The 14,121-nt window shown below is 56.8% G+C and carries 10 protein-coding genes; 4 read left to right on the forward strand and 6 right to left on the reverse strand.

The annotated features are described in order from the left end of the window. Window positions 1-40: 40 nt before the first annotated feature. From ligD to X728_RS155230, 4 genes are all read right to left on the reverse strand, one after another. Window positions 41-1,810: a DNA ligase D gene (gene ligD, locus X728_RS155240; RefSeq protein WP_023831330.1), complete on the reverse strand. Its 1,770-nt coding sequence runs from the start codon at window positions 1,808-1,810 to the stop codon at window positions 41-43. A gap of 96 nt (window positions 1,811-1,906) precedes the next feature. After that, the gene (locus X728_RS155235; protein ID WP_050589886.1) at window positions 1,907-2,266 is read right to left on the reverse strand and encodes a DUF4112 domain-containing protein; all 360 of its coding nucleotides are present in this window, start codon (window positions 2,264-2,266) and stop codon (window positions 1,907-1,909) included. Beyond that, complete coding sequence (locus X728_RS1000000171530) at window positions 2,263-2,955, reverse strand: DUF4112 domain-containing protein (RefSeq protein WP_023831332.1); 693 nt, start codon at window positions 2,953-2,955, stop codon at window positions 2,263-2,265. Before X728_RS1000000171530 ends, X728_RS155235 begins: the two co-directional genes overlap by 4 nt. 554 nt (window positions 2,956-3,509) lie before the next feature. Next, complete coding sequence (locus tag X728_RS155230; protein ID WP_023831334.1) at window positions 3,510-4,673, reverse strand: DUF3644 domain-containing protein; 1,164 nt, start codon at window positions 4,671-4,673, stop codon at window positions 3,510-3,512. Window positions 4,674-5,023: 350 nt separating this feature from the next. Here X728_RS155230 and tnpB point away from each other — a divergent pair, with 350 nt between their 5' ends. Together tnpB and X728_RS155225 are read left to right on the forward strand one after the other, a co-directional pair. After that, the gene (tnpB, locus tag X728_RS1000000170265) at window positions 5,024-5,239 is read left to right on the forward strand and encodes an IS66 family insertion sequence element accessory protein TnpB (RefSeq protein WP_023831335.1); all 216 of its coding nucleotides are present in this window, start codon (window positions 5,024-5,026) and stop codon (window positions 5,237-5,239) included. Window positions 5,240-5,431: 192 nt separating this feature from the next. Continuing rightward, complete coding sequence (locus X728_RS155225; protein WP_023831336.1) at window positions 5,432-6,187, forward strand: DUF5131 family protein; 756 nt, start codon at window positions 5,432-5,434, stop codon at window positions 6,185-6,187. Here the strand turns inward: X728_RS155225 and tcmP are convergent. Next, the gene (gene tcmP / locus X728_RS155220; protein ID WP_023831337.1) at window positions 6,162-7,064 is read right to left on the reverse strand and encodes a three-Cys-motif partner protein TcmP; all 903 of its coding nucleotides are present in this window, start codon (window positions 7,062-7,064) and stop codon (window positions 6,162-6,164) included. The two genes, X728_RS155225 and tcmP, sit on opposite strands and share 26 nt — an antisense overlap. Before the next feature lie 207 nt (window positions 7,065-7,271). On the opposite strand from tcmP, the gene X728_RS155215 reads away from it, so the two are divergent. Then, the gene (locus X728_RS155215) at window positions 7,272-8,819 is read left to right on the forward strand and encodes an anti-phage dCTP deaminase (protein ID WP_196815071.1); all 1,548 of its coding nucleotides are present in this window, start codon (window positions 7,272-7,274) and stop codon (window positions 8,817-8,819) included. A gap of 732 nt (window positions 8,820-9,551) precedes the next feature. Here X728_RS155215 and X728_RS155210 read toward each other — a convergent pair. Continuing rightward, entirely contained in the window at window positions 9,552-12,722 is a 3,171-nt protein-coding gene (locus tag X728_RS155210) for an AAA domain-containing protein (RefSeq protein WP_155923956.1), read from the reverse strand. A 1,017-nt stretch (window positions 12,723-13,739) separates the two neighbouring features. Here X728_RS155210 and X728_RS0134870 point away from each other — a divergent pair. Further along, entirely contained in the window at window positions 13,740-14,114 is a 375-nt protein-coding gene (locus X728_RS0134870; RefSeq protein WP_081732379.1) for a DUF3489 domain-containing protein, read from the forward strand. Window positions 14,115-14,121: the final 7 nt, after the last annotated feature.

Raw genomic sequence — 14,121 nt, forward strand, 5'->3', positions numbered from 1 at the left:
GCAAGAAAACGGGCTGATATCGGCTGATGGTCGCGACGCATCACGCGGCTTTTCGACGAGCGGGTCTGAAAGGCTGCGCGAACGTGAAAACGTCTGGCCGGATGCCCGCCTCGACTTGCTTCCATGTGACCGGGTGGGCAATTGGGAAGCCGGGCCGCGCTCGCGGGGAAAAAGCGCCTATTGCGGTATTGCCCCGTCCGTTGCGCAGGTAGTCGAGAAAGATCCGGCCTCCTCGGGCTGCGGGGTCAGCTGACAACAGGTATCGGTCAGGATCGGTATCAACCAGACGGTGGGCGAGCGACTTGGCCAGTTTCCGGGCGCTGTCATGGGTCATCTTCGCAACGAGCGGTGCCATCAAGTGGATGCCTTTGCCGCCAGTGACCTTTGGCCAGCTCTCCAAGCCTGCCGCTTCCAAGATGCCCCGTAGCGCCAGCGTGGCCTCGATCACAGCGTCCCATGGGACGCCTTCTCCGGGATCGAGGTCGAGGACGAGCCGGTCCGCATGTTCGATGTCGTCAATCGTCGCGTTCCAAGGATGAAGCTCAACGGCATCCATCTCGACCAAGCCAAGCAGACCATCCATGTCATCTATCCATACCCGAATGCCTTCGCCGCCTTCGCGCTTTTGAACGCGGAGCTGGTGCACGGACGCCGGTATCCGAGGTAGCGGTCCCTTGTGATAGAAGGTTGCGCCGGAGGCGTGGCGGACCATCTTCAGCGGTCGCCGAACCAGATGAACTAGAGCTTGATCAGCGACCCGCCGCCAATAGTCTGCCAGCTCTTCCTTGGAAGGTGCAACCGCATCGGGTAGCAGCTGGAGAATGTTCTCGCGCGGGACGCCGTGTTGGCCTTCCGACCTCCGCTTGGACGGCGATGGAGGCTTGGGCGGGATTGCCTGAAGGTCCTCGCGGAGTCCCTTGAAGACCGCCTCACGCAAGATGCCCCGGTCCGACACGCCACTGAATTGCACCTCGGCGAGAACGTCTGGTTTGACCCATGTTGCCTTGGGCTTTTTGATCGGCTCCGACAGCGGTGACTTGGCGACTACGAGCGGATTAAGCCGTTCCCTAACGCGCCGGGCTGCGTCCAGCGTATAGCCGGTCTGGGCCTTCCCGGCATAAAGCAGCCGGTCGCCCTCTCGCCTGCCGATGTACAACGATGCGATGCGGCGTGGCTGCGCGCCAAGTTTCTCGACGAAAGCCACGATTGGAAAAGTGTCGCTCTTGACACATTTGACCTTGACCCAACTGGTCTGGACGCCCGAGCGGTAGTGAGCATCCGCTCGCTTGGATACGATTCCCTCTATGCCCATCCGGCAGGCATGGTCGAACATATCCTTGCCGTTCACCTCCAGATGCTCGGCATAAGTCAGGGTTGGCTCGGTTTCGGTCAGCAGCTTCTTCAGCGCAGCCTTGCGCTTCACTAACGGTTGTTCCCGTAGATCACGGCCATCGAGGTACAGGAGGTCGAAAGCGTAGAGAGTCATCCGCAGTGAACTTGGGTTGCCCAGCTCACGTTCCAGGGCTTGATAGTCCGGCAGGCCGGTGTCGCCCAGGACGACAGCTTCACCATCGATGATAGCGGATTTGACCGGCAGGCTTGCCGCGACCTGAACAATCCTCTTGTAACGGTGGGACCAATCGTAGCCGCGACGCGTGAATGCTCGCGCCTTTCCGCCTTCAACGACCAGCTGCGTCCTGTAGCCGTCATATTTGATCTCGTGAAGCCAATCTCCACCTTCGGGAGCTTTCTCGACCAGTGTGGGCGATTGGAACTCGATGAACGAAAGCCGGTCAATGGCACTGGTCATATGCTCGCGACTCCAGGAATCGCGACTCAAGCCCCAGCGCCCCTGTCGGTTCCGAGCCTTTTAGAAGAATTGCATCGCGACGATTGGTTATCCGCCTCACCTGTTGATGTGACGGCGCAGCAGTCTGATGTTGCGATTGTTCGCCTTAAAATAGACGTCGAAGATCGAGCCGAGAATTGGAACACTTCCTACGAGCGTATCCAGCAGCACGTTGCCTAGCATGCGGGCGACCAAGCCGTTTCCGGCACCGACGTTTCGAGCTCGCAAGACGATGTAGGCCGAGACAATGCCCGTCGCCGCATCTCCGAGTACGGGGACCAGACCTACGAGCGCATCCAGTCCAAAACGAATTGATGTGCCTGGAATGCGCCAGCGGGAATCGAGTAGCGCGGCCAATAGATCCAACTCGGCAAGTACGTTTACTGTATGACCACCGTGACCGCCCTGCCCGATCATGCCAACTCGCGCGCTCCAGTACGATTTAGTATCTCTCCCTGATGGATAGCCGTCACCTTAGATATCGCTTTGACCGCCTGAATTCGCTTGNCGGCACCGACGTTTCGAGCTCGCAAGACGATGTAGGCCGAGACAATGCCCGTCGCCGCATCTCCGAGTACGGGAACCAGACCTACGAGCGCATCCAGTCCAAAACGAATTGATGTGCCTGGAATGCGCCAGCGGGAATCGAGTAGCGCGGCCAATAGATCCAACTCGGCAAGTACGTTTGCTGTATGACCACCGTGACCGCCCTGCCCGATCATGCCAACTCGCGCGCCAGTACGATTTAGTATCTCTCCCTGATGGATAGCCGTCACCTTAGATATCGCTTTGACCGCCTGAATTCGCTTGCGTCCTGTGCGATGGCACGTCGTCGAGCAAGGNACCTCGCTTGGCTGGATCGGCTCGTTCGGCCCGGTGCCTACCCACGAATCGACCTTCGATCCGGCGCCTGCCCCTCTGAACCGATCGAGAATATCGCCAAGCGCGGTCCCCGAAACGCCTTTTGAAAGCTGATCCAGAATCCCGCCTTGCGGATCATTTGGGTTGCGATCACCCGCTCCACGGATCATGTCGCCGATCTTGTCGCGATTTTGGTATGCCAAGACGCCGAGCATCGCGATCGCCAATTTTCCGAGGTTAGCCATTGGTACCTCCACTGTTCAATGGACAAGGGCTCAACATCACAAAAGTTCCGACCGGCGACGATCTAATTGAATTAGGGCTGGCGTATCGACACAGACGTGAGCGGTGGCTTCGCCTAGGTACCGTGGAACAGGCAGCGAGCTGCGGTCACGAACTCCCCTGTCCCGCAATTGCCATTTGCCTAAAGCGGCGTGTTGTCGTTGGCCTGCCGGGCGGCTTCGGCCTCGGCGACGTCGATCGTGCAAAGCTCGTTGCCTGCCTGATCGCGCATCCGTACCGAATTGCGCATCGAAGCCGACATCAGGAGTCGGCGTACCGAACGTCCTGTTTTGGGGCCGACAACGGACGGTCTGCTCCTGGCGCCGAGGATCGAATGGCTGCCGTTGAATACAGGATTATTTCAACGACGGCTTGCGGCCCCGTTGCCGTCATTCTTGAATTGCTGAGCGCTGGAAACCTGCCGTTGGTTCAGCACGCGCAGTTCCGCTTTAGCGGGTCCGATGGCGAACTGACCCCATTGAAGTTTCGAGCCGACGCGGCCGTCATTCGCCAACACTTATGCGGATAGGATGTCCCTGATCTTGTCGATGCCTTCCTGATACCAGAACCACTGTCCGCCGAGTTGGACCGACAGACCCTTGGCTGGATTCTTCAGGTCGTTGAGCCTCCACGCCTGCTGGAACTCGTAGCTGGAGACGGTGAGTCCGTGATCGTCCAACAGCTTCTTGATTGCTTCCGTCATCCGGTACTTTGGCCGCTCAACGAGCTTGATTGCTACTTCGACATCCGAGCCGACGGGACTGAAGATCACGGCTTGGTCCGCCTTCTTCACGTTATTGACGACCTTCGGCACGACGTAGACGCGGAACGAGTAGGCTGGGTCATTAAATTCGGCCTGCGTCATCGGTCCTTCGAGAAGCAAGTTTACAGCCGCAACAGATTTGGCGACGGGGGCCGCCCCTTTCAGAGCGTTCGCAGCTTGCAGCGTCAGCGCCTGAAGCTGAATGGCAAACCCCAATTCGTTCGAGAAGTCGTACTTGGTGCCAAACTTCTCCTTCGCGTACTTGAGAAAGTTAAGCACATTCGCCTGTATCTTGCCCTGAAGCGCATCGTTGATATCTTCGGCGGAACGATGCTCAATCGCGTTGCGGATCGCGATTAAATATTTCAGATTGGCTTTCTCGCCTGCTGAAAGTCCCCCCTCCGGCCGCTCAATGCAGTAGCTCAGTTCCCAAAGCTTTTCCTGGCCATCGACCAAAACCGATGTCCCATCAGCATTCTTAAACACCGGGGTGACGCCCTCTCTGATCAGCCGAGCGTGCAGGAGGTAGGTCCACGCGATGATCGAGAGGACGATAAATGTTTCGGTGCGTGTGGAAAGGATATTGTTATTGTAGACGAGGACTGCGGTCTTGACGATTTCCACCGCTTTGCGAACCTGAGCCTCAGTGTGTGTCGTCGGATAAAAGCCGAGCTTCTCCGCTAGCGCTGCGAGCTTGGAATACTGATAAAGTAGTTCATCCACTTCAGGTACCGAGCTAGCCGGAATGCCCACATAACGAGCCTTTTTCCCCTTTCGGATTGCCCCAATCTCACGATGGTTGAAATTGCGGTCAAGAAAGCTGAAGATCGCCAGCACCTGCTGGTCATTCAACGACCGGTGATGAATCAGCCCCTTAATGAGCCCAACTTCTCGATCGGACAGAACGATTTTCGCCATACGTGCCTCAGCCACGATAGCCTTAGGCTACGTCGTCTTTGTCGTGAAAGTCGATTCGGATTCGCGCCGTTTCAATGGAAGATTCGAGCCTGTTACCGTCGCAACGCGGCCGCCATGTGAAATGGCCGCTTTCTCTGACCCTCCGCCCGAAACTGCCATCCGCTCCCCACCCCGGCCCGGTCGCTGGCGTCGACCCAACCGATCGCAGCGGGGAAACGATTTCCCTAGGCAGATCTGGGCCAGATCGCAGCGGGGAAACGATTTCCCTAGGCAGATCTGGGCCGGAAGCGGTCGGTCGGCTTTTAGTCTCGAATTGTCAAGCGGCACCTGGCAAGCAAGGAGAAGGCATCATGATCGTCGTTCCGGCGCGTGTGAAACTGCATCTTGCATGGGGCCACACCGACATGCACAAAGGTCCTGATGGGCTGGCTACGCTGATCCAGGAGCATCTGAATAAGTGTCCCTTCTCGGGTCATCTGTTCGTCTTCCGCGGCAAGAATGCCTCGCTCCAGAAGATCGGCGGCGGCAGCGAGATCGGCCGAGACCAACGGCTCGGCTCCGCGTGAGGCGCTGCAATGTGGTGGCGCCTCGTTGTCGCCCCGGCTGGCCCTATTCGGCCTCCCGCCGGCCCGCCACATTGCCTGAAAGCGATTGCTGATGCATTGAACGCAGAGAGCGTACCCATGTGGTAAGTAGTACCTTCATCTTGGCGTAAGCTTAAAAGTCCACTATCCGGATGACAAAGGGAGAAAATTCCTATGGCCGAGACATCTATCGAGTGGACCGACGCGACTTGGAACCCGGTGGCAGGCTGCACGGTACTGACTGCAGGGTGTACCAACTGCTACGCGATGCGCATGGCTGCGCGGCTCGAGGCGATGGGCCAAGAAAAATATACCGGCTTGACCCGCAAGTCGGCAGGCAGATCCAAATGGACGGGAAAGATCTATCTGGATCGGAAGGCGTTGACGATCCCCGAGACATGGTCGAAATCGCGCCGCGTGTTCGTCAATTCGATGTCAGATTTGTTCCACTCCGACGTACCAGCTGACTTCATTGCCGATGTGTGGCGGGTTATGGCGGACACACCCCGGCACACCTATCAGATCCTTACGAAGCGCCCCGACCGAATGATCGAAATCGTTCCGGATCTCGCCAAGCTGGCCAACGTGTGGCTTGGGACCAGCGTCGAGGACAGCCGTGTCCTCTACCGCATTGATGAGTTGCGAAAGGTTCCTGCAACTGTTCGGTTCATCTCGTTCGAACCGTTGATCGGGAGTGTTGCTAGGGCAAACCTGAAGGACATTGACTGGGCAATTGTGGGTGGAGAAAGCGGTCCGAATTCCCGATTCATGGATCCTGTCTGGGTCGAGGAGATTGAGACAGCTTGCCGTGGGGCGGGAACAGCATTTTTCTTCAAGCAATGGGGTGGTAAAAATAAGAAGGCAGCGGGCAGGATGCTCAACGGCCAAACCTACGACGAGATGCCTACTCAACCGCAAAGTTCTTTCTAACATGACTGGAAAAATGCTTAGCTAATCTCGTAGCAGCTTCCTTCCGATTTCCGACTCCAAGGAACAGAGAGAACGTTTGTCGTCCCTTGCTCTTAAGAATTGGAACGGGATCCGAAACGTAGGCGAATTCGCCTTCGAGGCGGCGCTTAAACCAAGCCTCTATGTCCCGCCACTGACCGACGCGAGCCAGTTCGTCTGGTGGCGCACTGCCAAAGATGTCCAACTGTGTCGTCGTGGGCGTAGGCGGCATAGTGTACAGTTCTCGCCACTCTGGACCAAGCACCAGATCCAATCGTTTAGCCTTCGGCCCTATCCCCGAGATTTTGTGCGCAAGCTGCCGCGTAACATCTCGAATAGGAAAGAGATACCAGACGTCCAGTGCTTCCGTTGCGGCGAGCGCCTTTAGTGTTTTCCATTCGACCTGCAGGGAGAATGGGTCCAAAAATACCACCCCCCTATGGAAACTCTTAGCCTTCCTTGTCCATGGCTGCTGCGAGACGACTTTGGCAAGCTCTTCGTTCGCATCGCCTGGGTGGATACGGATGTCCTTCGACGGATAAGTTACCTTCAGCTCAGTCAGCGCGTTCAATCGCACTCCATCGGTCTCCATGAAGACGTAGTGCTTGAACGGCGGATCAATCTTTAAAGCCTTGCGCGCCGATCCGTCTGTCGTTTCGATTATAGTTTCATAAGGTTTGCCATCTAGCAGCCCGCCAGTCTGACGCTCTTCTTCTCTGTCACCCGATCCCGCGAAAGCGTCAAAATACCAAAGCTCCATCGCCTTTGGTGTCAATGCAGCCGTATAGCATTGGAGATAGTATTCGACCGCTGCAACCTTGATTTCGGACCAAGGTCCGCCGTATCTGTGCCCAGCCATTGCTCTACCCTTTGCTCGACGCCAAATAGAGGCTTCTTCGAAATCCGTGTCCAGATTTCGCACTGCAGAACGTTTGATATCCCAAAATGCTGAAAGAATTGCGCGTCAGACGTTCGCCAGTGCTAATCATCTCTGGAGAGCATCGAATCTTATCTTATGATTGCGAAATCGTCCGCTTTCCATAAGGCGTGGGGGAGTCAAGACAATATGGCTATTCAATCAATCGCGGTTGCTAAACGCAGCAATCAAATGCCGAGAAATGACAACGAGGAATTACTCAGTGAAATTCCTGCGACGAATGAAGAGCGGCGCACCGACGAACTTGTGATCGCTCTCGTCGGACCAGTGGGCTCTGGCGTGAGCACCACGGCAACCGCTCTTGCCGAAATCCTTGAAGGCGAATTTGGATATGAGGTCGCTACGGTCAAAGTTAGCGACATCATCAACGAAAAGGCCTCGCTGGTTGGTCGTCAGCCGGTCGCGGCCACCGACGACGAACGCATTCTCAATTTGCAGCAGATTGGGTCGGCGCTGCGCGAAAGATTTGGAGAAGACGTGCTCGCAAACTTCTGTGTTGAAAATATCCACGCAGGGCGTGGTGATGACGAGGCCGTTAAAGTTAGGCGGTACTGCACAATAGTAGACTCGCTCAAAAACCCAGGCGAGGTCGAACGGCTGCGCACGGTCTATGGGGACATGTTTTGGCTGCTAGGCGTATTTGCGCCGGAGGATATCCGCGTCTCGAGATTGAAAGCCGCTACGCCCAACAACGCATACATCCATCGGATCAGCGATCAGGATTACGATGAGGGTACCGAACACGGGCAATCCGTGAAGGACACGATGAGCATGGCGGACATGTTCATCCGAAACGATGCCGACAACACTGTCCAGCTCCTAAATGTTCTCCAAACCTATCTAGACAGAATTTTTGAGGTCGGTGTCAGCACACCAACCAGTGATGAGACTGCTATGTTCGCCGCTGCGAGTGCCGCCACTCAATCCGCGTGTCTGTCACGCCAGGTGGGGGCCGTAATCCAAAACCCTCATGGCGAGCTAATAGGCCAGGGCGCGAACGATGTGCCGAGGTTCAACGGCGGCCTCTATTCATCAAACCTGCCACTTACCGACGATCACCGGTGCTACAATTGGAAGGGGAAGATTTGCCACAACGACGCCGAGAAGGACGCAATCTTCAACCAGATCGCCAAGGTCGCAAGGGAATCGTTCAAGGAGAGCTCCCAGACAGAAATAGATGAGTTTCTAAAGAACGTCCGGAAATCACGTGTTAAGGGATTGATCGAGTTCTCTCGGGCGGTTCACGCCGAAATGGCTGCTATTGTTTCGTGCGCAAGGGACGGCTTAGGCCAGGTGAGAGGAGCTACCTTATTCACAACTACGTTCCCTTGCCACAATTGTGCCCGTCACATCGTTGCAGCCGGCTTACGCAAAGTCATTTACATCGAGCCGTATCCAAAAAGCTTGGCCCTCAACCTTCACCACGATGCCATATCAACGGACGCGGCAGATGAGGGAAAGAAAGTGGTCTTTTTGCAGTATCAGGGAGCAGCGCCCCGTAGCTTCTCTAGAATTTTCAAGCCGAATCCCGTAAGGAAAAGGGATGGGGCATTCATTTTAAAACCAAGAAAATCGGCTATGCCGATTGCAGCGCCTCCCATTGACTCTCTGGTCGCACGGGAGGAGATGGAAGTCGCACGACTGCTACGGGAGATATCTAATGAGCAAACTGCCTAGGAATCAGCAGATTGAAATGCTTCTCCCGATTTCTAGCCAACGTGTTGCCGCTCTTCCAACCAGCAAGCCAAGGCCTCCTCTTTCGTACGAAAAGATCGTGGACTCGCTACGCAAAAAGGGGCTGACCCGGCCAGCTGTCAAAAAGTGACTATAAACCTGACGCGAGCGCGAACGCGGCGCCAGGATCGTTAGCGGCGCATGACGCCCTTCCTCAGATCCGTCACGATGTCGATCGTCTGGACGTGTGTTTAAGATAAAGGCTCGGCTCGGGCACGATCGGCTCGCCTTCAGACCAGGGTGCCCCGAGCCTCAAAGATCGGCCTCCAACTGGTTCGATCTTCTACTCGCTTGATCGAATCCGATCGAGAAGGCAGCTACGAGTTGCCCAATCTCGGAAGCGAGCGACTGGGGCCACCAACTCGGCCACTTCGGATCGTCCTCGCCGGGCAAGACTGTGAATGTTTTGCCACGATCGCACACCCGGCGTTCTTCATCAATCGAGGGTCGCGTTCGGAACAGGGTGGCCGGCGATGCCCCCAGCCGCGCTGCGACAAGCCGGAGAGGTGAGCGAACATGTCCGCTTTCGGGCGATAGTAAATTCGATCTCTACGACCGACACGAGGCGCGAAGCGGCGGTTCCGAGTCTCCGGCGCAAAGTCCGTTTCGAGGCGAGGGCAAAGCTCGTCTGAACGACCGAAATGACGGTGCGTTGCTGCGTGTGGCTCGTTTTGGCTAAGGGTTATCGCTATAGGGACCCACCGGTTGTTTAATGCGCCGTTTCAAGTCCTCCCTCGTCACGCGCACCTCGGCCTCTACATCGTCGCCTCGATAGATGTAACTGGTTTCATGACGTGCATATTGGCCTTCTCGGTCGGCACTTAGCCAGTTGAATGACCCTACGCAGAGAAGGTCATCCTCGACGGCGACAATCTTACTGTGAAGCTTCTCAAGACGGTGCAGCGTGACGCCAATCTGTCTCAGGGCGTCTTCAGCTTCGTCTATCTGCTTGGCGCCACTAGCCGTCAGGTCGGCATTCAACAACGGGTCGGCGTAGATGTCGATCTTGGCACCCCGGGCGGCGGCTAACTCCAAGGCCTTCAAAATGCCTGTACGCTCCATCGTTCGCAGCTTGATCCAAGGGCTTACTATCAGATAGCGGCTCGCGTCGGCAGACAACACGTCCAACAGGAACGCGTCATGTTGTGCAGCGTCACGTAGACTTTGCAACTGTCCTTGGCTCCCGTGTAGGTCGGCGCGCGGCACCGGATCGATATTGAGCTCTCGACCAGGTTGATCAAGAAAGGCCGACAACAATGCACGCGGCGAACCAGGTACCGCGCTCGCAAGCACATCCATGTCTCCGAACACTAGAAAACTGTCTTTGGCTCGTGACACGGTTACGTTCAGCATGCTGGGAGAAGCGTCAATGAAACCACCGTCGGCATGTTTGGAATAGACAGGAGAGAAAATTACCACCCGGCGCTCGGCACCTTGAAGTGCGTGTACGGTGCCGATAGTTATACCCGAGCGCCCAGAGACCAGGATCTTTTGTGCGGAGCAAGCCCGCTTTAAGTCGCGGACCTGAGCTCCAAATGGTGTAACAATGCCAACGATTTGCTCTATTGGGCGATTGTACCGCGCCTCCAACGAGAGACGATTTTGAGCGATCCAAGTTGCGATGGTGTGAGCTTCGGTGGAGTTTGAGCGGCTACTGCTCGCACGAACCGCCTTTCCGTCGATGTGAACATATCCCATGGCAGGCAAGAGCGCATCGCTTGGCACCGCCCCGCGACGGGGGCGAAGCTTGCCCTGGTAGCAAAGGGCATTGCTGTACTCAATGATCTCATCGTAGCAACGGCGATGTTCAAACAGCCAAAGGCCCGGGTCTAGGTCTGGCCAAGGCGAAATGCGACAGGCTTGCTGGGCCAGCCGCATAGCGCTGCCTGACGTGCTGCAAAGGCCCGTGGCTCTGATGTTTTGAATGTCTGCATCCGCACGGAGCAAACCAGCCTCGCGTAGATTCCCAACGTCGACAGGGCGAGGTACGGCGGAGATCGGCTCTATCTGCCTCAAATCGCCAATGACCAGGGCGCGCTTGGCCAGAGCGAAAGCGGCGCCCGCGACCTCGGGCAAGGCCTGGCCCGCCTCATCGATGATCAGTAGGTCGATAAAATTGTAAAGGAACTCATTGGACCACTCGCTTCCGTCCCGGCGGCTGTAAGAGAGCTTCGAAGGGAGACTGGCGAAGGTTGAAACTGCGCAAGGGGTCAGCATCATGCGCCGATGCCAGCGCAGGACCAAAGCGGATCGGCCTCTTTTCGCGGCAGAGGCGACGATCGCTGCCAAGTCGCCTTCCATCGCCATCAACCAGCGGCCTTCCCAATAATGGGTGGCAAGTCGGAAAAGCTCGAAACGTTGGTTGAGGTCAATCCAATCTTCCAAGCCCTCCTCCAGCGCATCCCTTGCGCCGAACGACATCAATGCCTGTTTTCGAGCGGATTGGGCGGCGCTGATCTCCGCCAGCACCTTCCTGATGCGAGTCAACGCTTCATTTGCCGAGGCATGCTCGGCTTCGGCCTTTCGGAGCGTCTGACCTAGGAGTTGGTCGATCTCAGAGACACGCCTCAGCCCCTCAAACCCGGAAAGACCTCCCAGAGTTAAGCGCGCCCTGAGAACTCGCTTGCGTTCAATGCCCGGGAGAAAGCTGAACAGGGCTAGGAGGCTGGATTCGTGGGCTTGTTGGCGGTCGAACGCAGCGCGGTGGCGTTGCATGCTTTCGACCACAAGGGCCCAGTCGCTGACACTTGCCTGGGCACGCGCTTCTGCCACCGCCGGGTCGCCTCCAAGTAGCTGCGCTTTGTCCATCGCCAAAGATTGGTCTTCGAGGCTGCGGTCAGCCTCCTCAAGTTTTGCCACCTGATGGGCAATAGCTCGCTGAATGGCGGCGACATAGTCGGCGACCTCCCCCTGAATGTCCGGGAAAGCCGCTCTGGCAGAAACTAGCCACGCATCTTTCCCTGCCTGAAAGCCATCGATGGTTTCCATCCGAGTTTGGAAGTCCTCGGTTTGATACTTTTCTGCCGCCTCCTGCCGTCGAGAATTTGCAGGCAAGAATATACCAAAGCTGCCGACTTCGGGCAGCCAACGCCCCGCGATCGGCCCGTCGCCAGAGGCGAAATCCTTGCCAAAAGCGTCGATGATGTTCGTGACAGCTTGATTGTTGGACGACGTCGCCACGATCACAGGTGGATCGCCGCCATTCAATGCTGCACGAACCCAAAGTCCGGCCACCGCCGAAAGAAGGAGGGTCGTCTTACCCGTCCCCGGCGGACCGTTGACGGCGACTACATCGCCTGGCGCTGCAGCGTCCAGCCAGGCGAGAACCTGTCGCTGCTGCTCAGCCAATGGGAAATGGGGATTGGAATGACCCAGACGACGGGCAAGTGCTTTCTCTATCTTGCGGTCAGCGACTAAAGCCTGCGCTGGTGAGACAATCTTGGCGAGGAGCGGAAGCTCGTCCGGACGATCGGCTAGGATTTTGTCGTATAGGTGCAAGATATTGCGCACTGTCGCCGAAGCGTCCTCGGCTAGCTCCAGCAGGCCAAAACCGGCTGCGCGGTAATACTGATCTCCTTCTGGCCAGCCCTTGGCCACGGCGTCCACCATTTTGCGACAATGCGCCAAATAGGCCGCCCAATCCGAAGAGTCGCCCAATTGCAGCGGCTCCGCAGTCAAGAAGCTATCTAAGGCATCTACAGCACCGATAGTGAACTCGTCAGAAGGTAGCGGCGTCAGCAAGTCACGCGCTATGGCGTTGCGTTGCGGCGAGATCTTGCCCTCGCGATCAAGCAGTGCTTCGGTAACGACAGGCGCGACCAATTCGGGAAGGCCGTCGATGCTCACCGCACCATGCGACACGCGCCTTGCCACTACTAGTGGCCAAAAGCGGACCCCAACAGTCTTAGCTTTTGGTTCCTCGTTGAATAGTCGATTGACCCACTCTCTAGGCAACAGGCCATTCCTCAGGGTCTCCGGAGATAGTTCGATAAACCGTTGGCGATCCCGTTGACTGAACTTGCCCTCTCCCAAGGCTCCGTCAGCCAAAGAAGTGCGCCAATAACGTAGTACGGCATCGACGCTTCTATTCACAAATGTAGCCCTTGGTAGCGAGTGATGATTGAAATTGATCGGTCTCCCGACACCCGATCGTGTATCCAGATACGGTCAAGCTGTACATGCCCTCTCCGAGCGTCTGCACGGGCTTCTCAAGACGAGATCGTGGCGGCATTCGCATGTATCCTGACCTACAATCTTTCAGAACCTTCCGAGTGATTGCGCTTCGTCTTCTGGTACGATGGGGGCGATGCCAGACAATCCGTCTCTCGGAGTTGAGGATTGCTAAATAGCGATTAGCTCTGGGTAACTTCGGGAACCGGTACTGGCCGAACCCGAAGGTTTTTAGCCCACTGCAGGCGCTCCGCGTTGTCCAACACTTCATCCATAGTGCCTTCGGTTGGCCTCGGCCTTCGCAACTCAGTCATGGTGGAGGCGTGACCGGAAGATCACGGATCGCCTCGGGGATAACGCCCGCGTCCATGGTCCGTAGCAGCCTATCTTCGAGGTCGGCATGACCCGGTACCACTTGGTGTCGCCGATTAGGAGTCCAAGGAGCGGACCGATCACCAGTGGTTTTTGAATGTCCGAGAGGAGGCGCAAAGCAGCCCAAGGGGGAACCTGTCGAATGACCACGAGGGGGCGAGAATCGACTGGACTTCATATGACAACGAAGCATTGGTGTTCCCAGCGCAGCAGAAGAGCAGCGGATTAAGACCAAGCAAAATCTCCAGCCCGCCAGGACAGCGGGCTTCGGTCAGTACAAGCGCCGGAATGGTCCGGGCTTCTAACTGATGGAGAACTGAAATGGCTATCCTCAATAACACCACCGCCAAGGCCGACAACACCGAAGCAGGCGAGACGGCGTCCAGCGTCGACAACAGCACCCCAACCCGGAAGCTGCGCGAGAAGTCCGATGTGACCGTCTCAGTGACCGTCAAGAAGGCAAAGGACGAAGCGCCCGCAACGCCTACCAAAACCGACATCGTGCTCAAGAAGCTGAAGTCGGCCAAGGGTGTCACCATCCAAGTCTTGATGGATGCGACGGGATGGCAGGCGCATTCGGTGCGCGGCTTCCTCTCCGGCACCGTCAAAAAGAAGCTTTGCCACGAACTGCTCAGCGAAACCGGCAAGGACGGACAGCGGCGATATCGCATTGTCGAGGCAAATAACGCCGGTTGACCTCGAT

Source organism: Mesorhizobium sp. L103C119B0, from assembly GCF_000502235.1.
GTDB lineage: Bacteria > Pseudomonadota > Alphaproteobacteria > Rhizobiales > Rhizobiaceae > Mesorhizobium.